This is a genomic window from Streptomyces sp. NPDC034103 (assembly GCF_055575395.1).
In genome coordinates this window covers 248,503-271,294 of record NZ_JBVISS010000005.1, presented here as the reverse complement: position 1 = coordinate 271,294, position 22,792 = coordinate 248,503, and the positions used below count along the sequence as shown (strand labels likewise).

19 protein-coding genes are annotated in these 22,792 nt (G+C 71.3%); 8 read left to right on the top strand and 11 right to left on the bottom strand.

Translation table 11 applies throughout. The features are described from left to right. Window positions 1-9: 9 nt before the first annotated feature. From ACZ56U_RS12965 to ACZ56U_RS12950, 4 genes are all read right to left on the bottom strand, one after another. Entirely contained in the window at window positions 10-3,795 is a 3,786-nt protein-coding gene (locus ACZ56U_RS12965; RefSeq protein WP_469084081.1) for a multifunctional oxoglutarate decarboxylase/oxoglutarate dehydrogenase thiamine pyrophosphate-binding subunit/dihydrolipoyllysine-residue succinyltransferase subunit, read from the bottom strand. 293 nt (window positions 3,796-4,088) lie between these two features. Continuing rightward, a complete protein-coding gene (locus ACZ56U_RS12960) occupies window positions 4,089-5,195 on the bottom strand; it encodes a HAMP domain-containing sensor histidine kinase (RefSeq protein WP_391232849.1) in 1,107 nt (368 codons plus the stop codon). After that, the gene (locus ACZ56U_RS12955; RefSeq protein ID WP_391232848.1) at window positions 5,192-5,932 is read right to left on the bottom strand and encodes a response regulator transcription factor; all 741 of its coding nucleotides are present in this window, start codon (window positions 5,930-5,932) and stop codon (window positions 5,192-5,194) included. The genes ACZ56U_RS12960 and ACZ56U_RS12955 overlap by 4 nt, the downstream gene beginning before the upstream one ends. A gap of 133 nt (window positions 5,933-6,065) precedes the next feature. Beyond that, a complete protein-coding gene (locus ACZ56U_RS12950) occupies window positions 6,066-6,743 on the bottom strand; it encodes a spermidine synthase family protein (protein WP_469084080.1) in 678 nt (225 codons plus the stop codon). A gap of 187 nt (window positions 6,744-6,930) precedes the next feature. Here ACZ56U_RS12950 and ACZ56U_RS12945 point away from each other — a divergent pair, with 187 nt between their 5' ends. After that, entirely contained in the window at window positions 6,931-7,755 is an 825-nt protein-coding gene (locus ACZ56U_RS12945) for a rhomboid-like protein (RefSeq protein WP_469084079.1), read from the top strand. 173 nt (window positions 7,756-7,928) lie between these two features. Here ACZ56U_RS12945 and ACZ56U_RS12940 read toward each other — a convergent pair whose 3' ends face one another. Further along, a complete protein-coding gene (locus ACZ56U_RS12940) occupies window positions 7,929-8,585 on the bottom strand; it encodes a GNAT family N-acetyltransferase (protein WP_469084078.1) in 657 nt (218 codons plus the stop codon). Window positions 8,586-8,755: 170 nt separating this feature from the next. Here ACZ56U_RS12940 and lon point away from each other — a divergent pair, with 170 nt between their 5' ends. Next, complete coding sequence (lon, locus tag ACZ56U_RS12935) at window positions 8,756-11,176, top strand: endopeptidase La (protein ID WP_469084077.1); 2,421 nt, start codon at window positions 8,756-8,758, stop codon at window positions 11,174-11,176. 109 nt (window positions 11,177-11,285) lie between these two features. Here lon and ACZ56U_RS12930 read toward each other — a convergent pair whose 3' ends face one another. Further along, entirely contained in the window at window positions 11,286-12,104 is an 819-nt protein-coding gene (locus ACZ56U_RS12930; RefSeq protein WP_469084076.1) for a lysozyme, read from the bottom strand. Between the two features lie 240 nt (window positions 12,105-12,344). On the opposite strand from ACZ56U_RS12930, the gene ACZ56U_RS12925 reads away from it, so the two are divergent. Further along, window positions 12,345-12,839: a MarR family winged helix-turn-helix transcriptional regulator gene (locus ACZ56U_RS12925; protein ID WP_469084075.1), complete on the top strand. Its 495-nt coding sequence runs from the start codon at window positions 12,345-12,347 to the stop codon at window positions 12,837-12,839. Between the two features lie 24 nt (window positions 12,840-12,863). Here ACZ56U_RS12925 and ACZ56U_RS12920 read toward each other — a convergent pair whose 3' ends face one another. Continuing rightward, window positions 12,864-13,652 carry a protein phosphatase 2C domain-containing protein gene (locus ACZ56U_RS12920; RefSeq protein WP_469084074.1) on the bottom strand — a complete coding sequence of 263 codons (789 nt, stop codon included), beginning with the start codon at window positions 13,650-13,652 and terminating at the stop codon, window positions 12,864-12,866. A 369-nt stretch (window positions 13,653-14,021) separates the two neighbouring features. Here ACZ56U_RS12920 and ACZ56U_RS12915 point away from each other — a divergent pair, with 369 nt between their 5' ends. Genes ACZ56U_RS12915 through ACZ56U_RS12895 form a run of 5 tightly spaced genes read left to right on the top strand, consistent with a single transcriptional unit; the run spans window position 14,022 to window position 19,497 of the window. Next, window positions 14,022-16,718 carry a sensor histidine kinase gene (locus ACZ56U_RS12915; protein WP_469084073.1) on the top strand — a complete coding sequence of 899 codons (2,697 nt, stop codon included), beginning with the start codon at window positions 14,022-14,024 and terminating at the stop codon, window positions 16,716-16,718. Next, entirely contained in the window at window positions 16,715-17,215 is a 501-nt protein-coding gene (locus tag ACZ56U_RS12910) for a roadblock/LC7 domain-containing protein (RefSeq protein WP_469084072.1), read from the top strand. Before ACZ56U_RS12915 ends, ACZ56U_RS12910 begins: the two co-directional genes overlap by 4 nt. Next, complete coding sequence (locus tag ACZ56U_RS12905) at window positions 17,212-17,619, top strand: DUF742 domain-containing protein (RefSeq protein WP_391232833.1); 408 nt, start codon at window positions 17,212-17,214, stop codon at window positions 17,617-17,619. The genes ACZ56U_RS12910 and ACZ56U_RS12905 overlap by 4 nt, the downstream gene beginning before the upstream one ends. Beyond that, window positions 17,600-18,226 (top strand): GTP-binding protein, encoded by a 627-nt coding sequence (locus tag ACZ56U_RS12900; protein WP_469084071.1) that lies wholly within the window; start codon window positions 17,600-17,602, stop codon window positions 18,224-18,226. Before ACZ56U_RS12905 ends, ACZ56U_RS12900 begins: the two co-directional genes overlap by 20 nt. Before the next feature lie 23 nt (window positions 18,227-18,249). Further along, a complete protein-coding gene (locus ACZ56U_RS12895) occupies window positions 18,250-19,497 on the top strand; it encodes a styrene monooxygenase/indole monooxygenase family protein (protein WP_469084070.1) in 1,248 nt (415 codons plus the stop codon). Here the strand turns inward: ACZ56U_RS12895 and ACZ56U_RS12890 are convergent. The 4 genes from ACZ56U_RS12890 to ACZ56U_RS12875 all read right to left on the bottom strand — a co-directional run bounded on the left by ACZ56U_RS12890 (window position 19,476) and on the right by ACZ56U_RS12875 (window position 22,709). Continuing rightward, window positions 19,476-20,591 (bottom strand): C40 family peptidase, encoded by a 1,116-nt coding sequence (locus tag ACZ56U_RS12890; protein ID WP_469084069.1) that lies wholly within the window; start codon window positions 20,589-20,591, stop codon window positions 19,476-19,478. The two genes, ACZ56U_RS12895 and ACZ56U_RS12890, sit on opposite strands and share 22 nt — an antisense overlap. 102 nt (window positions 20,592-20,693) lie before the next feature. Continuing rightward, window positions 20,694-21,005: a hypothetical protein gene (locus ACZ56U_RS12885; RefSeq protein WP_469084068.1), complete on the bottom strand. Its 312-nt coding sequence runs from the start codon at window positions 21,003-21,005 to the stop codon at window positions 20,694-20,696. A gap of 10 nt (window positions 21,006-21,015) precedes the next feature. Then, window positions 21,016-21,669, bottom strand: coding sequence for a TetR/AcrR family transcriptional regulator (locus tag ACZ56U_RS12880; RefSeq protein ID WP_469084067.1), 654 nt, complete (start codon window positions 21,667-21,669; stop codon window positions 21,016-21,018). 101 nt (window positions 21,670-21,770) lie between these two features. Beyond that, window positions 21,771-22,709: an AurF N-oxygenase family protein gene (locus ACZ56U_RS12875; RefSeq protein ID WP_469084066.1), complete on the bottom strand. Its 939-nt coding sequence runs from the start codon at window positions 22,707-22,709 to the stop codon at window positions 21,771-21,773. Window positions 22,710-22,792 lie beyond the last annotated feature (83 nt).

Here is a 22,792-nt window from a genome sequence, read left to right as displayed (position 1 = left end):
GTCCGAGACCTACGCCTCGAACACCTCACGCACCAGCTGCTCCTGCTCGGCCTGGTGGCGCTTGGCCGAACCCACCGCCGGCGACGAGCCGTGCGGGCGCGAGATGCGCCGCAGACGCTCGCCGTGCGGCACGTCCGCGCCGACCGCCAGGTCCAGGTGGTCGATCAGGTTGAGGGCGATGAAGGGCCACGCGCCCTGGTTCGCCGGCTCCTCCTGCGCCCACAGGTACTTCTCGGCGTTCGGGTACTTGGCGATCTCCGCCTGGAGCTCGGCACCCGGGAGCGGGTACAGGCGCTCGATGCGGATGATCGCCGTGTCCGTGACACCGCGCTTGACGCGCTCGCCCTCCAGGTCGTAGTAGACCTTGCCGGCGCAGAAGACGACCTTCTTCACCGCGGCCGGGTCGACCGTGGAGTCACCGATGACCGGGCGGAACTGGCCCGTCGTGAACTCCTCCGCCTTCGAGGCCGCCGCCTTCAGGCGCAGCATCGACTTCGGGGTGAAGACCACCAGCGGCTTGTGGTGCGGGTTGTGCACCTGCCACCGCAGGAGGTGGAAGTAGTTCGACGGGAGGGTCGGCATCGCGACCGTCATGTTGTTCTGCGCGCACATCTGGAGGAAGCGCTCCGGGCGGGCGGACGAGTGGTCCGGGCCCTGGCCCTCGTAGCCGTGCGGGAGGAGCAGGGTGACGCCCGACGTCTGGGCCCACTTCTGCTCCGCCGACGAGATGAACTCGTCCACGACCGTCTGCGCGCCGTTGACGAAGTCGCCGAACTGCGCCTCCCACATCACGAGGGACTCGGGACGGGCCAGCGAGTAGCCGTACTCGAAGCCCATCGCCGCGTACTCGGAGAGTAGGGAGTTGTAGACGTTCAGCCGCGCCTGGTCCTCGGAGAGGTACATCAGCGGCGTGAACTCGTCGCCCGTCTCACGGTCGATGATCACCGCGTGCCGCTGGCCGAACGTACCGCGCTGGGAGTCCTGGCCGGCGAGCCGGACCGGGACGCCCTCCAGGAGCAGCGAGCCGACCGCGAGGGTCTCGCCCATGCCCCAGTCGATGGTGCCGTCCTCGACCATCGCCGCCCGGCGCTGGAGCTGCGGCAGCAGACGCGGGTGGACGGTGATGTTGTCCGGGACGTTGACCTGGGACTCGGCGATCCGCTTGACGACCTCCGAGGTGATCGCGGTGTTCACCGCGACCGGGAACTCGGCCTGCGGGTCCGAGGACTCCGCGGGGCCCGGCTGGGAGGTGGCCTCGCGGACCTCCGTGAAGACCTTCTCCAGCTGGCCCTGGTAGTCCTGGAGCGCCTGCTCGGCCTCTTCCAGGGTGATGTCGCCGCGACCGATCAGGGACTCGGTGTAGAGCTTGCGCACCGAGCGCTTCTTGTCGATCAGGTCGTACATCAGCGGCTGGGTGAAGGCCGGGTTGTCCGACTCGTTGTGACCGCGGCGGCGGTAGCAGATGAGGTCGATCACGACGTCCTTGTTGAACGCCTGGCGGAACTCGAAGGCCAGCCGGGCCACGCGGACGACCGCCTCGGGGTCGTCGCCGTTCACGTGGAAGATCGGCGCCTCGATCATGCGCGCCACGTCGGTGGCGTACATCGACGAGCGGGAGGACTCCGGCGCCGCCGTGAAGCCGACCTGGTTGTTGATGACGATGTGGACCGTGCCGCCGGTGCGGTAACCCCGCAGCTGCGACATGTTGAGGGTCTCGGCCACCACGCCCTGGCCCGCGAAGGCCGCGTCACCGTGCAGGGCCACCGGCAGGACCGTGAAGTCGGTGCCGCCCTTGTTGATGATGTCCTGCTTGGCGCGCGCGACGCCCTCCAGGACCGGGTCGACCGCCTCCAGGTGCGAGGGGTTCGCGACCAGGGAGACCTTGATCTGCTCGCCGTCCAGGCCGGTGAAGGTGCCCTCGGCGCCCAGGTGGTACTTCACGTCGCCGGAGCCGTGCATCGACTTCGGGTCGAGGTTGCCCTCGAACTCGCGGAAGATCTGGGCGTACGACTTGCCGACGATGTTCGCCAGGACGTTCAGGCGGCCGCGGTGGGCCATGCCGATGACGACCTCGTCCAGGCGGGACTCGGCGGCGGAGTCGATGACCGCGTCCAGCAGCGGGATGACGGACTCGCCGCCCTCCAGGGAGAAGCGCTTCTGGCCGACGTACTTGGTCTGCAGGAACGTCTCGAACGCCTCGGCGGCGTTCAGCCGGCGCAGGATGCGCAGCTGCTCCTCGCGCTCCGGCTTGGTGTGCGCGCGCTCGATGCGGTCCTGGATCCACTTGCGCTGCTTGGGGTCCTGGATGTGCATGAACTCGACGCCGGTGGTGCGGCAGTACGAGTCGCGCAGCACGCCGAGGATGTCGCGCAGCTTCATCAGGGACTTGCCGGCGAAGCCGCCGACCGCGAACTCGCGCTCCAGGTCCCACAGGGTGAGGCCGTGCTCGGTGATGTCGAGGTCGGGGTGCTTGCGCTGGCGGTACTCCAGCGGGTCGGTGTCGGCCATGACGTGGCCGCGGACCCGGTAGGAGTGGATCAGCTCGAAGACCCGGGCGGCCTTGGTGACGTCGTCGTCGTGGCTGGCGTCGATGTCCTTGAGCCAGCGGACCGGCTCGTAGGGGATGCGCAGCGCCTCGAAGACGTCGTCGTAGAAGCCGTTCTCGCCCAGCAGCAGGTTCGCGACGATCCGCAGGAACTCGCCGGAGGCCGCGCCCTGGATGACCCGGTGGTCGTAGGTCGACGTGAGCGTCATGACCTTCGAGATGCCGAGCTTGTTCAGGGTGTCCTGGGAGGTGCCCTGGAACTCCGCCGGGTAGTCCATCGAGCCGACGCCCATGATGACCGACTGACCGGGCATCAGGCGCGGGACCGAGTGGACGGTGCCGAGGCCGCCGGGGTTGGTCAGGGAGACCGTCACACCGGTGAAGTCGTCCATGCCCAGCTTGCCGTCACGGGCGCGGCGGACGATGTCCTCGTAGGCCTGCCAGAACTCGAAGAAGTTCAGCGTCTCGGCCTTCTTGATGCCCGCGACGACCAGCTGGCGGTCGCCGTTGGGCTTCACCAGGTCGATGGCGAGGCCGAAGTTGATGTGCTCCGGCTTGACCAGGGTCGGCTTGCCGTCCTTCTCCGCGAAGGAGTGGTTCATCGACGGCATGGCCTTGATGGCCTGCACCATCGCGTACCCGATGAGGTGCGTGAAGGAGATCTTCCCGCCCCGGGCGCGCTTGAGGTGGTTGTTGATGACGATGCGGTTGTCGAAGAGCAGCTTCACCGGGACGGCGCGCACGGACGTGGCCGTGGGCACCTCCAGCGAGGCGTTCATGTTCTTCGCGACCGCGGCGGCGGGACCGCGCAGCGTGACCAGCTCCGGACCGTCCGCGGAGGCGGCGGCGGGCTCGGCCTTCGGCTTGGCCGCGGCGGGCTTGGCCGGAGCGGCGGCCGGGGCCGGGGCGGCGGCCTTCGCCGGCGCGGCGGGCGCGGCGGCAGCGGGCTGAGCGACCGCGGGGGCCGGCGCGGGCACCGAGGGTGCCGCGGGAGCGGCCGGGGCGGCGGGCGCCGCCTGGGCCGGAGCCGCGGGGGCCGGAGCGGCCGCGGCCGGGGCGGCGGCCGCACCTGGCTTGTAGTCGGCGAAGAAGTCCCACCAGGCTCGGTCTACCGAATTCGGGTCCTGGAGGTACTGCTGATAGATCTCGTCGACGAGCCACTCATTGGGACCGAACGCCGCAGCGGGGTTCTTCCCCGCTTGGTCTGCGTCGGTCGAGATGCTCGAGTTACTGGGGGACTGTGGCGACACGGCGGTAACCGCCCTCTTCCGCTTCTCACAAGGTGATGGACAGCGGGAATAAAGGCTACGCCTCCCCGGCCGGGAAGGTCAGGCCGGGCATGGTCATCGTCGTGTAAGTCACATCGGAAAGCGCGTTTCGGGGCCAGAAATGGCGGGAAACAAGCGTGGTTCCGGTTCAGGAGGGAAGGGCGGAGCCAGGCCTCGGACGCCGATGGCGCGGGCCGGTGGCAGATCACAGGTGATCACACGTGTCCGTCAGCGCGGACCGCGGTGGATCTTGTGGCTCCGCTTCGAACTTTACGTCAACTTGGCAGAGATGTAAGTCCCGGAAGGGTGACAAGGATCCGGCAACCCCGCTCGGATTCGGCCACTCCGATCCGGCCGCCGTGCAGATCCACCGCCCAGCGGGCGATCGCCAGGCCGAGCCCGGTGCCGCCGTCGCTGCCCGGACCGTGCGGCCGGTTCACGGCCCCCCGGTTGAACCGCTCGAAGACGCGGTGCCACTCGGAGCGCGGGATGCCGGGGCCCTCGTCGAGGACCTCCAGCTCCAGGGAGTCCGGCACGGACCCGCGCCGGGCCTTGACCGTCACGCGCCCGTGCGGCGGGCTGTGCTTGACCGCGTTGTCGATCAGGTTGGCCACCACCTGGTGGATCCGCTCCGGGTCCGCGTGCGCGGTCAGCTCCGGCGGGGACACGTCCAGGTGCAGATGCACGTCCGTCCGCGTGTGGCTGCCGGAACCGGAGGCGATGCCCGCGCGCGCCGACGCGACCATGTTGGCCTCCTTCAGCACGCCCGAGAGGTACGGCCACACCTCGAAACGGCGCGCCTTCAGCGGGACGACGCCGTTGTCGAGGCGGGAGAGGTCCAGGAGCGTCTCGACCAGCCGCCCCAGCCGTTCCGTCTGCTTCAGGGCCGTACGCATCGTCTCGGGATCCGCGGGCGAGAACCCGTCCACGATGTTCTCCAGCACCGCCCTGAGCCCCGCGATGGGGGTTCTGAGCTCGTGGGAGACATTCGCCACGAGTTCCTTGCGCTGCTGTTCCTGGGCCTCCAGGTCGTCGGCCATCCGGTTGATGGTCTCGGCGAGGTCGCCCAGCTCGTCCCGGCGGTTCTCCCGCACCCGGCGGGTGTAGTCGCCGTGCGAGATGGAGCGGGCGACCGCGTTCATCTCGTCGAGCGGGGCCGTGAGCGAGTGCGCCACGAACTGGGTGATCAACAGCGTGGCGATCATCGAGAAGACCGTGATGAACCGCAGCTCCGTCTTGGTGCGCACCGCGATCATCGACAGACCCGTGGTGATCAGGACCGAGGTGACGACGAGCGCCCCCAGCTTGGTCTTGATCGAGAACGGGCGCACGCCGCCCCAGGGCTCCCAGGGGCCTCTCCGTCCGGGCGGGCCGCCGCTCATGGCGTCGGCGTCTCCAGGGCGTAGCCCACGCCGTGCACCGTGCGGATCCGCTCGGCGCCGATCTTCCGGCGCAGGGCCTTGATGTGGCTGTCGACCGTGCGGGTGCCGGAGGCGTCCGCCCAGTCCCACACCTCGGCGAGGAGCTGCTCACGGGAGAGCACCGCGCGCGGGGTGTTCGCCAGGCACACCAGGAGGTCGAACTCGGTGGGGGTGAGGTGAACATCCTCACTGTGCACCCGCACCCGGCGCTGCGCGTGGTCGATCTCCAGCTCGCCCAGGCGCAGGATGCCGCTTCTGGGCGTCGCGGCGGCCAGCGCGGCCCGCTCCACCCGGCGCAGCAGCACGTGCACGCGCGCGGCCAGCTCCCGCATCGAGAACGGCTTGGTCATGTAGTCGTCCGCGCCGACCCCGAGACCGACCAGCATGTCGGTCTCGTCGTCGCGCGCGGTCAGCATCAGCACCGGCACCGGGCGGGCGGCCTGCACGCGGCGGCAGACCTCCAGGCCGTCGAAGCCGGGCAGCATGATGTCGAGGATCAGCAGGTCGGGCTGCCAGGCCTCGGCCGTGTCGACCGCCGCCGGACCGTCGCCCGCGGTCTGCACGAGGAATCCCTCGGCACGCAGACGGGTCGCGATGGCCTCCACGATCGTCGGGTCGTCCTCGACCACCAGCACCCGGCGCTGCGCACCGGGGGTGGCCGTGGCCGTGCCGTTGTGGGAGGTGTGTGTCTGCTCCATCGCCCGCCCCAAGGGTTGCTTTCCGGAATCAGTGGGGTGATCCCGCTTACTGGGTTGTGCCTGCGCATGCTTGCGATTGACGCTTGAATGATCTGCGCCGGAAAGCAGGGTACGGGGAGTCACCACGCCACGGCTATCCAGGTCGGACACCGAGATGCACGACGTCCGGAACGCCCCGGGCAACCGGCACCTCTTCGGTACGCACCTGCTGGAACCCGGCATTCCGGAGGGTTCCTTCAAATTCCGGAGAAGGTCGCGCGGACCACACCGCGAGCACCCCGCCGGGTCTCAACATCCTTGCGCAACCGGCCAGTCCGGCCGGCGAGTACAGCCCGTCGTTGCCCTCGGTGACGGTCCAGTCGGGTCCGTTGTCGATGTCCAGGCACAGCGCGTCGTACGTGTCCGATGTCTCATTCACATAAGTGACAAGGTCGGTTTCCAGAATCGCAGTGCGCGGGTCGGCGAGCGCGGCGGCGGAGAGAGCGGCCAGCGGGCCGCGGCGATGCCAGTCGATGATGGCCGGTTCCCGCTCCACGACGGCGATCCGGCCCCAGCGCGGATCGCCGGCGGCGTGTGCGAGCGAGAACCCGACCCCGAGGCCGCCGATCAGCACGCTCGGCTCCGGCCGGCCGTCCAGCGCGTCGCGCGCCAGGTCCACCAGCAGCCGCTCCGAGCGGCCGTCCGAAGTGTCCATCAGGAAGCACCCGTTGGCGATGATCTGCAGCAACTCGCCGTGCCGGCGCAGCACGACCTCGCCGTGCGGGCCCTCGCGACGGTCCAGGACCTCGGGAATGTCGTACGAGACGGGCATCCGCCCATCCTGGCAGTTTCGGTGCGGGGTGCACCGGGATTTCCGGCGGACCGTCCTTCCGGTCCCGCGAAGGTGGTTGAGAAGGGTGGTTGAGAAGTCGCTGTGAATCGGCGTGCGCGTGGCGCCGGTCACAGACAGCGGGGCGGGAGAGCGCGAAGGGTGGGGAACGACGGAAGGAGCGCCCACGGTGGAACGGCCTGCGCAGTCGGCGGACGCCCCGCACGCTCCCTCGGACGCCTGTCACCCCGACGCCGCGGGACTCCTGGACGCGGTACCGAGCCAGCGCGCACCGGCTCCTGCGCCCGCCGGGTCGGGGCCTGCCGAGTCGGCCCCCGCGCCCGCCGAGTCCGCGCCCGTCCAGCCGGTGTCCGTCCCCGAGGCTCGTCGCCGGCTCCGACCCTGGCGGCTGCTCCCCACTCCCGCCGGGACGCCGTTCACCTTCGGTTACGCCGCGGTCCTGGCCGTCACCTCGCTCGTCACCGCGTACGCCGACCCCGCCCTCGTCCACTCCCTGCTCCAGGGCTCCAGCACCGACGTGGCCCACCTCGTGCGCACGCCCGTGCTCGTCCTGGTCGCCAGCGCGCTGTGGATGGCGGGCGGTGTCACGTCGCCGTACGCGCTGGGCTTCCTGCTGGTCATGACCGCGCTGGAGCGGCGGATCGGCGGTCCGCGGGCGGCCGGGGTCTTCCTGCTCGGCCATGTCCTGGCCACCCTCGCCACCGAGCTCCCGGTCGGACTGGCCGTGCTGGTCGGCCACCTTCCCGGCAGCTCCCTGCACCGCCTCGACTACGGCATCAGCTTCGGTGTCGCCGCCGCCACGGGCGCCCTGGCGGGCCTTCTGCCGCGGTGGCTCGGCCTGCCCCTGCTGACCCTCTTCGGGGGCATGCTCCTCCAGAGCCTCCTCGCCTTCACCGACCCGATGACCGAGTGGGGGCACCTGATCGCGCTGTCCGTCGGGGTCGCCACCTGGCCGACGGTCCGCCGCTGGGCCAGGACGCGCGCCGCCGCGTAGGCCCCGTACACCGGGCCCGGGTCAACGCCGGGACGCCGAGCCGTTGTTCACCCCGCCTGGCTGTGAACGAGCCTGCGGGGTGCGGGCGGTTCCCTGCACGCCATGGCGGTGAGCGCATGGCGGCGCCGGTCGTGACCCGCCCTACCGTCGCTCCGTCCAGCGGTACGGGTTCTCTACGGCACCCCGGGGCCGGTGAACTTCGCGCTGGTCAGTGGGGCCACCATGGTCCACCCCAGCGACTCGTACAGGCCGCGGCCGGCCGGTGTGCCCGCCAGGACGCATGTCTCGGCGCCCTGTTCGGCCGCCGCCCGCTGGAGTGTGCGCATGACGTGACTGCCGAGTCCCTTGCGCCGGTGGGCCGGGGAGGTGGCGATCTGGTCGGCGACCGCCGTCGCGCCGGTCGGGGTGATCTGGCCGCGGGCCGCCCAGGAGCCGTCGGGGGCGGCGAGCAGGGTGCGGATGACACCACCCCGGGACCAGGTGCGCTGCCGGTAGCCGTCCGGGGGTGCCGCCTCGGCGGCCGGTGCGGTGAGGGGGAGCGTCATCAGACAGCCCGGGTCGGGGTCGATCCACCAGCCCTCACCCAGCCAGCCGCGGACCACGGCCGGGTCCCGGAACACCTTCAGCCACACCCCGGCGCCCGTGACCGCCTCGGCCACCTTGCGCACGGTCGCCTCCTCGACGTCCTCGCCGGTCGCGCCGAACACATGCCGGGTGACATGGCCGTCCATGCCCATGTCGATCGTGCATCCCCAGGGTTCGAGGACCGGCGGGGCCGCCCCGCGCGAGACGACCCACCCGTCCACCCATGCCCGCACGATCCGGTCCATGCCGCGGTCCCCTCGCTGGTAATAAGTGAATGCAGTCGGTGGTTATTACAGCAGCGCCGCCAACCCCTTCGGCAGAGGTGATCGCTCACAGCGAACGCCCCCCGGGGAACATTCAGCGACTCACGTGCATTGAGTCGGCATAGCTCAACTTGAATGCCGAAGGGGAGATCATGGCTTCGACGTCCACACCGCTCACTCTGCCTGTGCTGCCGCTCGACGACGAGGTCGTGCTGCCCGGCATGGTGGTCCCGCTCGACCTGAGCGACGCCGACGTGCGCGCCGCGGTGGAGGCCGCCCAGGCCGCCGCCCGGTCGGAACCGGGGAAGCCCAAGGTGCTGCTGGTGCCACGCATCGACGGCAACTACCCGGGCACCGGTGTCCTCGGCACCGTCGAACAGGTCGGACGGCTGGCCGACGGCGACCCGGGCGCCCTGATCCGCGGCCGGGGGCGGGTGAAGATCGGTGCGGGGACGACCGGACCGGGCGCCGCCCTCTGGGTCGAGGGTGTCCGTGTCGACGAGACCGTGCCCGAGCCGCTGCCGGGCCATGTCACCGAACTGGTCAAGGAGTACAAGGCCCTCGCCACCGCCTGGCTGCGCAAGCGCGGCGCCTGGCAGGTCGTGGACCGCGTCCAGGCCATCGACGACGTCTCCGCGCTGGCCGACAACTCCGGCTACTCGCCGTTCCTGAGCACCGACCAGAAGGTCGAGCTCCTGGAGACCGCCGACCCGGTCGCCCGGCTCAAGCTCGCCACCCAGCACCTGCGCGACCACCTCGCCGAGCAGGACGTCGCCGAGACCATCGCCAAGGACGTCCAGGAGGGCGTCGACAAGCAGCAGCGCGAGTTCCTGCTGCGCCGTCAGCTGGAGGCCGTGCGCAAGGAACTGCGGGAGCTCAACGGCGACTCCAAGGACGCGGCGGAGGAGTCCGACGACTACCGCGCGCGGGTGGAGGCCGCCGACCTGCCGGAGAAGGTCCGCGAGGCCGCGCTCAAGGAGGTCGACAAGCTGGAGCGGTCCAGCGACCAGTCGCCCGAGGGCTCGTGGATCCGGACCTGGCTGGACACCGTGCTCGAACTGCCGTGGAACGAGCGGACCGAGGACGCGTACGACATCCAGGGTGCCAAGGCGGTCCTGGACGCCGAGCACGCGGGCCTGGAGGACGTGAAGGAGCGGATCACCGAGTACCTGGCGGTGCGCAAGCGGCGCAACGACCGGGGGCTCGGGGTCGTCGGCGGCCGGCGCGGCGGTGCCGTGCTCGCCCTCGTCGGCCCGCCCGGCGTCGGCAAGACCTCGCTGGGCGAGTCGGTCGCGCACGCCATGGGGCGCAAGTTCGTCCGCGTCGCCCTCGGCGGTGTGCGCGACGAGGCCGAGATCCGCGGCCACCGGCGCACGTACGTCGGCGCGCTGCCCGGCCGGATCGTGCGGGCGATCAAGGAAGCCGGATCCATGAACCCGGTGGTGCTGCTGGACGAGATCGACAAGGTGGGCTCCGACTTCCGCGGCGACCCTGCGGCGGCCCTCCTGGAGGTCCTGGACCCGGCGCAGAACCACACCTTCCGCGACCACTACCTGGAGGTCGAACTCGACCTGTCGGACGTGGTCTTCCTCGCCACCGCCAACGTCCTGGAGGCCATCCCGGAGGCCCTGCTCGACCGTATGGAGCTGGTCCGCCTCGACGGCTACACCGAGGACGAGAAGGTCGTCATCGCCCGCGACCACCTGCTCCCGCGCCAGCTGGAGCGGGCGGGCCTGGACAAGGACGAGGTGACCCTCGACGAGAGCGCCCTGCGCAAGCTCGCCGGCGAGTACACCCGCGAGGCGGGCGTGCGCACCCTGGAGCGGTCCATCGCCCGGCTGCTGCGCAAGGTCGCGGCCCAGCACGAACTGGGCGAGCGCAAGCTGCCGTTCACGGTCACGGACGAGGAGCTGCGCGGCCTGATCGGGCGGCCGCACCACGTCCCGGAGTCGGCGCAGGACCCGGCGGAGCGCCGTACGGCGGTGCCGGGCGTGGCGACGGGCCTCGCGGTCACGGGGGCCGGCGGTGACGTGCTCTTCGTCGAGGCGTCCCTCGCGGACCCGGAGACGGGCGCGGCGGGCCTGACCCTGACCGGTCAGCTCGGCGACGTGATGAAGGAGAGCGCGCAGATCGCGCTCAGCTTCCTGCGCTCGCACGGCGCGGAGCTGGAGCTGCCGGTGGGCGACCTGAAGGACCGGGGCGTGCACATCCACTTCCCGGCGGGCGCGGTACCCAAGGACGGCCCGAGCGCGGGCATCACGATGACGACGGCCCTGGCCTCGCTGCTCAGCGGACGCCTCGTGCGGACCGACGTGGCGATGACCGGCGAGGTCTCGCTGACCGGCCGGGTCCTGCCGATCGGCGGCGTCAAGCAGAAGCTGCTGGCCGCGCACCGGGCGGGCGTCACCACCGTCGTCATCCCCAAGCGCAACGAGCCCGACCTGGACGACGTCCCGGCGGAGGTGCTGGACAAGCTCGACGTGCACGCCGTGACCGACGTCCGCCAGGTCCTGGAGCTGGCGCTGTCCCCGGCGACGAGCGAGGCGGCGCCGGAGGTGCCGGTGGCGGCGTGACGTCCGCGCGCCGCGTGACGTCCGGTGGCGGCGTGACGGACGTCATCGGATGAGAGGAAGGCCCGGGTTCTCGTGAGGGAGGCCCGGGCCTTCGCCGTGCGTGCCGGGGTCAGCCGTTGGCGAGGGCGACGACCCGGTCGAGGGCCCCGTTGAACTTGTCGTGGTCACCGACGGTCGGGCCGGAGGAGGTGTACTGCCACATGGTGTGGTACGCCCAGCCGGCCGGCAGCGTCCCGACGGTCGACGCGTACCGCGCGATCCACAGCGGGTTGGCGGCGGCGAACCCCCCGTAGTTCCCCGTGCACTCGGTCCACCAGCTGGTGGCGGTGTAGATGACGGCGTCGCGCCCGGTGCGGGCCCGGTACTGGGTGAGGAAGTCCCGGATCCACGTCACCATCGCGCTCTGCGTCTTGCCGTAGCAGGAGGCGCCGTAGGGGTTCCACTCGATGTCGAGCACGCCCGGCAGGGTCCGGCCGTCCCGGGACCAGCCGCCGCCGTGGTCGACGAAGTAGTTGGCCTGGGTCGCGCCGCTGGTGGTGTCGGGGGTGGCGAAGTGGTAGGCGCCGCGGACCATGCCGACGTTGTACGAGCCGGTGTACTGCTGGGCGAAGTAGGGGTTGGTGTAGTACGTCCCCTCGGTCGCCTTCGTATAGGCCCACCTCACCCCGCTGTTCCACAGGGTGGACCAGGCGACGTTGCCCTGGTGGCTGGAGACGTCGACGCCCTCCGTCTGGGCGGCGCGGGTCTCGCGCGGGACGCCGTCCTTCCCGTCGTGGGCGAGGACGCCGACGCCCATGTGGGCGGAGCCGCGGGCGGGGGTGTCGGCGGCGGGGGAGGGGGCGGCGGGGGCGGCCGCGAGGAGGGTTCCCGCGAGGGCGACGAGGGCCGCGAGGAAGAGGCGTACCGATCCGGGTCTGTGCACGGGCATGCGTGCCTCCGAAGGCTCGGTGGTGGGGGGAGCGGGGGAGTGTGGGGGGTGCCGACGCGCATTTCTGGCGTGGCCATGCCAGCGAGTGCCTGGTAGGGAAGCTACGCGCGGAGACGAAGGGCAGGGAAGGGGGTCCGGAGGCTGCCGTTGGTCTTGACCTGCGAAATACTGACCGAGCTGCGGCGATGACGGCATGTGGCGGAAACTTTCATGACCCGGAAAACCGAGGCAGGGACTGACGTGCGCGAAGACGGGAACGACGGCGGACACGCGAGCGGGTCCGCGCTGCCCGGGAGTGTGGTGAACCAGCCCGAATTCCTGGCGTTGGAACGCGAGTTGACCGTGCTGCTGCGGCGCGCCCGGGCCAGCCAGGGCGAGATGGCCCGCGAGGTCCACCCGGACCTGGAGTCCTCGGCCTACGGCCTGTTGGTGCGGCTCGACGAGTACGGCCGCCAGCGCGCCACGGAACTCGCCGCGTACATCGGCGTCGGCAAGGCCACCATGTCCCGGCAGTTGCGGGCCCTGGAGGACCTCGGGCTCGTCACCCGCGCACCCGACCCGGCGGACGGCCGGGCGTGGCTCGTCGAACTGACGGCGGAGGGACGCTCGCGAGTGGGCCGGGTGCGGGACGCCCGGCGGGCCCGGTACGCGGGCCGCCTCGCGGACTGGAACCCCCGGGAGGTCTCCGAACTCGCCCGGCTGCTGCACCAGTTGAACCTGGGCATGGAGAAGTAACCGCACCGCGCCCGGCGCCCGGACTCACAGTTCCGCGAACACCACGGTCGCGTCGTCATGGGTCTTGCTCCGGCCCAGGAACGCCCGTTCCTCCGCGTCCGCGATCTCCCGGGCCCGCACCTGCTCCACCAGGGCCCGCGCCCCCGCCTTGCGCACGAGCGTGAAGCAGTCCGTCCAGTCGCCCTCCCGGAACGTCTCCACCCACCGGCTCGCCCCGTCCGTCAGCGCGGCCAGGGACCGTACCGAGGAGCGCGGCAGTGCCCCGGTCACCGCGCGCGCCGCCACCGAGGCGTCCGCCGCGGCCGTGAAGAAGCCGCCCTCCTTGTTGCGCAGGGTCGAGTCGATCAGGGCGTCGGTCGCCAGGGCCGCGCGCGGGAGGCGGGACAGGCGGTCGTCCAGGACGGCCGTCACCACGCCGGCCGGCGACTCCAGCAGCAGGGCGGAGTCCGACAGGACCAGGTACTCCACCGTCCGCGCCGACCACCGGGCGACGACCACCGTCGCCTGCGGTGTTCGCGGGTGAGAAAGGTCACAGGTGTGCGCGTGGGACGCGGAGGTACGTGTGAGGGCGCGCGACAACGCCTCCGCCAGCGGAACGTCGGGGCGCGAAACAGTCAGTTCGGTCAGTGCGCCACCCAGTCGCGCCGTGAACCAGGGAACGGAATGCAGACACCCCGTCTCACCGGCCGGTGGCGTGACCCCGTCCAGGACCACGAGCGTCCCGCCCTGTCCCGAGGCCGCGACGGCGACACTCGCGAAGTCCTCGTTGGGGCGGCCGCGGCCACCGGGTTCCGAGATGAGTTCCGTACGCATCCAGCCAGTCTGCACGACCCCTTCACAAGGTTCGCCAAAGGCTGGCAACGGCTGCCGGACCGGCGCACCCGCGCAGGTCAGGCGCCTGGTTTGGGAGTGAATGGTGCACTCGGGGAAGACGTGGTGGCGGATAATGCCATCGGTCGGCGGCAACGTCCAACCGGCCCGCGGCGCACGGTTGCTGACCATGCCACCGGAACTTGCCCGGCCACTCCCCTCCGGGGTTCACTCCTTCGGGTGGCGGGTCGGGTGATGCGCGCCCGCTGCCCAGCGGCACTGGGAGGGTCGGGAAACGTACCCGGTGTGTGACTCCAGTTGACGGAGCGTCACCCGGGCCCATGGGTACACGAGTCAGGAATGCGAGCACCGGTGCAGAAGACGCGGCCTCGTCGTACGAGCAAGCAGACGGCCACCGCCGAACCCACCGCCACCGACGGCGTTGTCGTCGGCAAGGGCCGCCCCACCCACGTACGCAACCGGCTCATCGTCGCCGTCGCCGTGGTCGCCGCCGCCATCGCCGCGGCAGGCGCCCCCTCGGTCCTCACCGCCTCCGGGCAACTGAGCGACTCCCAGGACCTGGTGACGCTCGCCGAACAGACCCAGGACGCGCTCGCCCTCGCCCACTCGCTCGCCGACGAGCGCGACGAGGTCACCTCCTACGTCGCCGCCGGCCGCGCCAAGTCCAAGGCGCCCTCCGAGCAGCGCGGTGCCCGCGTCGACCGCCAGGTCGAGGAGCTGCGCGCCGACACCGACACCCCCGCCGACCTGCGCACCGACCTCGACGGCATCGCCGCCCTGCGGCGCGAGGCGCTCACCGGCAAGAGCAGCGCCCTCCAGGTCCACCAGTCCTACTCCGCGGCCATCAACGAGCTGCACGGCCTCGCCGAGCGCCTCGCCGCACAGATGCCGCCCCGGGCCGGCTCCGGCGCCCACGCCCTCGCCGAACTCGACTCCGCCGTACAGCAGGCCGCAGCCGCCCGCGGACTGCTCCTCGCGGCGCTCAACGTGCCGCGGACCACCCAGACGGTCACCGACCCCCTCACCGGGATCGCCTCCACCGTCGTCGCCTCCTCGGACGCCGACGCCAAGCAGCGCGACGTGCTCACGGCCGCCGCCCAGCAGGCCCGGCTGCGCTCCGACGCCGCCCTCGCCGACTTCCGCGACACCGCCCCCGACGCCGCGAAGGACAGCTACGACTCCACGGTCACCGGCGCCGAGGTCAACTCCGCCGAGAAGTACCTCGCCAGGCTTACCGACCAGGCCACGCTCTCCGACGACGAACTCGGCACCAGCGCCAAGAAGGCCGACGCCGCCCTCTCCGCCCGCGTGGACCTGATGCGCGGCGTGGAGTCCGCGCTCTACCACCAGCGCACCGAGGACCTCGCCCAGCTCCGCGACGACGACGTCACCGCGCTGGAGCTGCGGGTCGCGATCCTCGGCGCCCTCATGCTGCTCGCCGTCGGCGTCGCCACCGCCATGGCCCGCAGTCTGACCCGGCCGCTGTCCGTCCTGCGCCGCGGGTCCGCCCGGCTCGCCGAGGCCGCGGAGCCGGGCACCGAGGAAGCGGTCACGTTCACCGGGCGCAACGACGAGTTCGCCCAGGTCGTCCGCTCCGTCAACGCCCTGCACGCGCACGCCGTCGCCGTCTCGGAGCGCGTCGCCACCCTCGAGTCCGACCGCAAGCACCTGGTCGGCCAGCGCCAGAAGATGGCCGACGCCCGGGAGGAACTGCGCGCCGAACTGACCGAGTCCGCCGCTCAGTTGACCCGACTGCGGGAGGCCATCGGCGGCACCTTCGTCAACCTCGCGCTGCGCACCCTCGGCCTGGTCGAGCGGCAACTCGCCGTCATCGAGGGCCTGGAGGAGCGCGAGCAGGACCCCGAGCGCCTGGCCACCCTCTTCAAGCTGGACCACTTCGCCACCGTCATGCGCCGCCACAGCGAGAACCTCCTGGTCCTCGCCGGCACCGAGCACGTCCAGCAGCACGCGGGCCCGGTCCCGCTGGTGGACGTCGTACGGGCCGCGGTCAGCGAGATCGAGCGGTACGAGCGCGTCCGCATCGCCGCCCTGCCGCCGCACGCGCACGTGGCGGGCTTCGCGGCCGACGACCTGTCCCACCTGCTGGCCGAGCTGATGGAGAACGCCACCTCGTTCTCCCCGCCCGACCTGCCCGTCGAGGTCTCCGGCTGGCTGCTGGAGAGCGGCGAGGTGATGCTCTCCGTCCAGGACGAGGGCATCGGCATGACCGAGGAGCGGCTGGCCCGCCTCAACTCCCGCCTCGCCGACTTCGACCCCGAGTCCCCCTACGACCAGGAGGGCGAGGAGGGGCTCGGCCTCGGCCTGTACGTCGTCGCCCGCCTCGCCCACCGGCACGGGGTCCGCGTCCAGCTGCGCGAGCAGAAGCAGGGCGGCATCGCCGCGGTGGTCGTGCTGCCGAAGGGTCTGCCGGCACCGGCCCCGTCCGCGGCGGTCCCGTCCGCCGCCCCGCACTCCTCCACCACCCCCGCCTTCTCCCTCCCGGGCGCCGACGCGGAGGCCAACTCCAACGTCCTGCCAGGCCGTACGACGGCCGGGGACGCGCTGGTGGCGCTGGCGGAGAAGGCGGTGCGGGAGCGGGAGGAGTCGCCGGCCGAGACGACGATGGAACTCCTGGCCCCGATCCCCGCCACCGCCCCCGCGGTCGCCGACGACGAGGACCCCCCACACGGGCCCCCGGCACCCGACGACAGCGGTACGGGCGCAGCCGACCCCGTCGAAGGCGGGGACGAACCCGTCGAAGGCGAAGCGGAGACGGAACACGAGCGCACCCCGGACGAGGACCAGCTCACCGCCAAGGGCCTCCCCAAGCGCACCCCGAAGATCACCGCACAGCCCGAGACCCCGCGTCAGCGCACCGCATCCGTCGATGCCGAGGCCCTGCGCCGTCGGCTCGGCGGCTTCCGCCGGGGGGCGGAGGCGGGTTACCGCGACGTGGAAGCAGAGATCGCCGAACAGACGGGGCAGACGCCGACGTCCGCACCAGCCGCAGAAGCCACGGGGGGCACTCCCGAGGAGGCAAGCAGTTGACCGCGCCCAGTACCTTCGGACTGAGCAGTGAAGCCCGCAACCTGCACTGGTTGTTGACGAACCTGGTCGAGGAGGTGCCGGGCATCCAGTCGGTCGCGGTCGTCTCCTCCGACGGCCTGCTCCTGCTCTCCTCCGACCCCGGCCAGAACGACGAGGCCCGCCGGACCCGCGCCACCCCCAAGGGGCCCCGCGGCTCCTCCGCCGACCTCGCCACCATCGTCTCCGGCATCGGCAGCCTCACCATCGGGGCCGCCAAGCTCATGGAGTTCGGCGGGGTGAGGCACACGATGGTCGCGATGGACGAGGGCAGTCTGTTCGTGATGTCGATCAGCGACGGCTCGCTGCTCGGTGTGCACGGCTCCGCGGACTGCGACATGAGCGTGGTGGCGTACCACATGGCCCTGTTCGTGGGCCGCGCCGGTCATGTCCTGACCCCCGAACTCCGCAGTGAGCTACGGCAGTCACTGGAGTCCGAGAGCACGGGGAGCACCCGATGACCGACCGGCCGACCCTCCCCGTCCGCGGCGGCGACCGCAAACCCGCCCGCGTGCGCCCCTATTCGCTCACCGGCGGCCGGACCCGCTTCGGGCACGTCCTCCTCGTGGAGACGTTCGTCGCGGCTCTGGAGGCGCCCGAGGAGCGCAAGGAACTGGCGAATGGTTCCCTCAACACCCGGGTGATGCCCGAGCTGCGGGCCATCGTCGAACTCTGCCGCCGTATGCGCACGGTGGCCGAGATCGCCGCGCTGCTGAAGATGCCGCTCGGCGTGGTCCGCGTCCTCCTGAGCGACCTCGCGGACCAGGGAAAGATCCGTGTGTACGGCACCGGAACCGGTCATGGCACCGGCCGCCCGGACCGCGCTCTGCTCGAAAGGGTGCTGAGTGGACTCCGTCGTCTTTGAGGACACCGTGGTGCAGGACACCGACGAGGACCTGAAGTCCTGGCAGACGGACCGTACCCGGGCCCCGATCGCCACGAAGATAGTCGTGGCCGGCGGCTTCGGCGTCGGCAAGACCACGCTCGTCTCCGCCGTCTCGGAGATCACGCCCCTGCAGACCGAGGCGCTGATGACCGAGGCGAGCGAGGAGACCGACGACCTCACCGCCACGCCCGGCAAGCTCACCACGACCGTGGCCATGGACTTCGGCCGTCTCACGCTCGACGACGACCTCGTCCTCTACCTGTTCGGCACGCCGGGGCAGCAGCGGTTCTGGTTCATGTGGGACGACCTGGTGCGCGGCGCGATCGGCGCGGTCGTGCTGGCCGACACCCGCCGCCTGAAGGACTGCTTCCCCGCGCTCGACTACTTCGAGAGCTGCGGACTGCCGTACGTCGTCGCGGTCAACCACTTCGACGGCAGCGAGCTGTTCGAACCGGAGGACGTGCGGGAGGCGCTGACCGTCCCCCCGCACATACCTGTCATGATCATGGACGCGCGGCGCCGGATCTCGGTGATCGAGACGCTCCTGTCGCTGGTCGGCCACGCGCTGGACGAAACACCCGAGTAGCCCGAGTAGGAGAACACCCCCGTATGCGGAAGATACTCGTCGTCGGAGCCGGCCAGTCCGGTCTCCAACTCGCCCTCGGACTCCAGTCGCACGGGTACGAGGTCACCCTGATGTCGAACCGGACGGCGGACGAGATCCGCTCCGGCCGGGTCATGTCGACGCAGTGCATGTTCCACACGGCACTTCAGCACGAGCGTGATCTCCAGCTGAACTTCTGGGAGTCCCAGGCCCCGAAGATCGAAGGACTCGGCGTCTCGGTCGCCGCCCCCGGCTCGTGGGCCGAGGGCCACGCGGCCCGTGCCATCGACTGGGTGGGCAGGCTCGACGGGTACGCGCAGTCGGTGGACCAGCGCGTGAAGATGGCGGGCTGGATGGAGACCTTCGCTCAGCGCGGCGGCCAGCTCGTCATCCACGGCGCGGCCGTCTCCGACCTCGACTACTTCGCCCGGACGTACGACCTGGTGCTGGTCTCGGCCGGCAAGGGCGAGCTGGTCTCCCTGTTCGGCCGGGACGCGGCGCGTTCGCCGTACAGCGAGCCGCAGCGGGCGCTGGCGGTGTCCTACGTCCACGGCCTCGGCCCGCGGCCGGAGCACCCCGAGTACGACGCCGTGCGCTGCAACCTGGTGCCGGGCGTCGGCGAGTTGTTCGTCATGCCGACGCTCACCACCTCCGGGCGCGCCGACATCCTGTTCTGGGAGGGCATACCCGGCGGCCCGCTCGACGTCTTCAACGGCGTCAAGGACCCGGGCGAGCACCTCTCCCTGACCCTGGAACTCATGGAGACGTACACGCCCTGGGAGTACGCGCGGGCCACCCGGGTCGAACTCACGGACGCGGGCGGCACGCTGGCCGGCCGCTACGCGCCCACCGTCCGCAACCCCATCGGCCGTCTCCCCGGTGGCGGACTGGTCCTCGGTGTGGCGGACGTCGTCGTCGCCAACGACCCCATCACCGGCCAGGGCTCCAACTCCGCCTCCAAGTGCGCCGCTTCCTACCTCGCCTCGATCCTGGAGCGCGGCGAGAAGGAGTTCGACGAGGAGTGGATGCAGGGCACCTTCGACCGCTACTGGGACACGGCCCGCCATGTCACCAAGTGGACCAACGCCATGCTGGCGCCGCCGCCGGAGCACGTTCTGAACCTCATCGGCGCCGCCGGCCAACTCCAGCCCGCGGCGGACCGGTTCGCCAACGCCTTCAACGACCCGTCCGACTTCGAGAACTTCTTCTACGAGCCGGACAAGACGGCGGCCTACCTGGCGTCCCTGTCCTGATCAGGCCGTAGATCAGGCCGTAGATCAGGCCCTGGGTCAGTCCCTGGACCAGGTCGCAGATCGGGCCGTACGGCTCCGAGGATCGGGTGGGTGGCGAGAGGGGACACCTTGATCTCCTCGCCCGTCCTCGGGGCCTGGACGATCTTTCCGCCGCCCAGGTACATCGCCACATGGGTCGCGTCCGGGAAGTAGATCACCAGATCGCCGGGGCGCAGCTCGTCCAGCGGGACGCGCGGCAGCCGGTCCCACTGTTCCTGGCTGGTGCGGGGGATCGACAGGCCCGCGTGCTCCCAGGCCTGTGACGTCAGCCCCGAGCAGTCGTACGACTCGGGCCCCTCGGCGCCCCACTCGTACGGCTTCCCGAGCTGCTGCACGGCGTAGCGCACCGCCCGGTCGCCCTCCCGGGTCGGCTCGTCCTCACGGCTGCTCAGGGCGCCCGAGGTGACCAGCTCCCGCTGTGCCTTCGCGACGCCGGCTCGCTCCAACTCCTCGACCGCGTCCAGCTGTTCCGGCGTGAGGGAGGCGAGCAGCTCCTCGACCGCGTGCAGTTTCTTGCGTACGCCGTCCCGGTCCTTCCGCTGCCGGGCCGCGAGGCCGAGTCGCTTGTCCAGGGCCTTGCGCGCCTGGCGTGCCAGTGCGTCGGCCTTCTTCTCGCTGCCGGTCAGCCGGCCCACCGTCTCGGCCCGCTCCCGCGCCAACTGGCCGATGACATGGCCCTGGTCGAGCGCGTGCTGCGGATCGCGGGCGAGCAGCAGTCGGACGTAGGGGGAGATGTCGGTGCTGTTCTGGTACTGCTGGCGGGCCAGCCGGCCGGCCGCGCCCCTGCTGTCGTGGAGGGAGAGCCGGGCGCGGGCGAGCGCGGTGTCGAGCCGTCGTACCTCGGCCTGCTGCTCGCGCAGCTTCTCCTCGGTCGCGTTGTACGTCTCGGTGGCCCGCTCGGCCTCCCGGTACAGCCGCTGAAGGTCCGTCAGCAGCTCGGCGACGGTGCGCTCGCGGTCGCCCGGTTCGGGCACCGCGGTCGCGGGCGCGGGTGCGAGGACCGCGCCGGCCGCCACCGCCGCCGTACACACCAGACGCAACAGCCTTCCTGACACGTCATCACCTCCGGTGCGGCACAGCCCCTCTGTCCGCACCGCGAGCATGGGACGGGTCGGCGGGACGCGCGCGCCGGGTGTGGGCGGTCCGGCGCAATCACGTCACCCGTCGGTGTCCTCCCGCTTGCCGCCCGGCGTGGCGTCGGGCCCCGCGTCCGGCTTGGACCAGGGCCAGCGCAGGCGGCTGGGCCGGCCCTCGGGGTCGTAGGCGTACTTCCAGCCCTGCTGGAGGCCGAGGCGCTTGCTCTGGCCGCGCGGGACGCGCTTGTAGACCAGCACGGTGGGCGGGCCGCCGTCCGGGGCCGGGACCGGGATGCGGTACTGCTTGGGCGGGTGCCCGGTGGGGCCCAGGAGGACCGGGAGGACGCGGCCGTCCATCGGGCCGCCCTCGAAGGGGGTGTCTTCGCTCTTCACGGGACCAGTGTCAGACATCCGCCACGAGGGCCTGCGCCAGCGCGGCCGTCTCGGCGTCGCGCCGGGCGGTCACCGACAGCACGGCGACGAACTGCTCCAGGAGCCACTCCCGCAACTCCTCCAGCGGGGGCTGCTTGTCCTCGTCGAGCCAGATGAGGGAGGCCGCCTCCACCGCCGCGATCCACATCCGTACGGTCATCCGCAGCCGTGGGCCGGGCGCGGTGGCTCCGAGATGGCTGAGGATGTGCTCGGCCGCCGCCCTGCGGACACCGTCCACGATCGCCGTCGTACGGGAGGTCTCCACCACGCTGCCGCCCTGGAGCAGCGCGCTGAAGCCGGCGTCGTGCTGGTCGACGAAGGAGAGGTAGCGGTCGAGGGCGCGGGACAGACGGGTGAGCAGCGGTCCTTCGCGGGGTTCGTCGAAGCACTGCTCCAGCTCGTCGGCGGCGGACCTGAGGGCGGCCTCGTAGAGCTGCTGCTTGCCGCCGGGGAAGTACCGGTACACCAGGGGGCGGGAGACCCCGGCCTCCTCGGCCACGTCGTCGAGGGACACGTCCTCGGGGACGCGGTGCGCGAAGAGGTTCAGCGCGGCCTGGAGGAGCTGGCTGCGGCGTTCCTCGACACTGAGGCGACGGTAGGCGGGGGAGGCGGCCGGCGGGGTCATGCCTCGCAGGGTAGTCGGCCGTGCGCGGGTTCGTTGTGGCTGGTCGCGCCCGCACACCGGCATCGCGCCGCGTCCCCGGGGCGGGTGCGGGCGCCCGGCGATCAGGCCAGCAGCCCCGAGGACCGCCACAGCCGCCGCCCGACACCCCGCAGCACGCCGATGTCGTCCAGGAAGTCCGTGAGCTTCTTCGCGCCCGTCTGCATGACCTCCCGCCGGTGCCCGCTCGCCTTCACCTGGGCCATGGCCTCCCGCCGGTCGAGGCCCACGTTCGTGTAGACCTCGGGGTTCACGAAGGCCACCGAGAACACCCGGGCGAACTCCCCGGACGTCACCCGCGTGAACTCCTGCGACCAGCGCGGCGCGGTCACCATCTGGCGGCGCAGCTCCTCACGGGCGTAGCGCACGTGCCGGGCCTCCTCGACCACGTGGATGCGTGTCACGCCCCGGACCAGTGGCTGGACCCGCTCGTCCGGGAACGTCAGCCGTTGCATCCAGTCGAGGACCTCTTCGCCCAGCAGCGTGGCCGTGAACGATCCGGGAGTGGTCGAGATCGTCTTGAAAAGGCGTCCGAGATTCTGATGGGCGCGGCTCACCGGGTACCAGGGGGTGTCCCCGTGGGAGATCAGCCGGGCGAACATCTTCGAGTGCCGGCACTCGTCCTCGATCTCGGTCAGGGCGTACCGCACATGCGCGCTCGTCGCCGCCTTGTCGTAGATGTGCCGGACGAGCAGCTGCATGAGGATGAGTTCGAACCAGATGCCGAGCGAGGCCAGCGCGGCCGCCTCGTGCTGCGAGAGGAGGATCCGCTGCTCCTCGCTCATCCGCTTCCACATCGGGGTGCCGTACAGCGACACCAGCTCGGGCGGCCAGAACCACTTGCCCTCCTCGAAGGGCGTGTCCCAGTCGAGTTCCTTGTCGGGGTCGAAGGAGTGCTTCGCGGAGGAGTCGAGGAGCCGTTCGGCCACCTGCTCCCGGTCCTTGAGCAGGCCGAGCGCATCGCGCAGCCCCGCGAGCGCGTCGGCGTCCGTCAACGTCGTCATGGAGTTATGAGACTGCCTGTCAGCAAGCCCGTCAATCCCTCGCGCGCAACTTGTTGACCCGGCGTCTACCCCGTGTGAGCCTG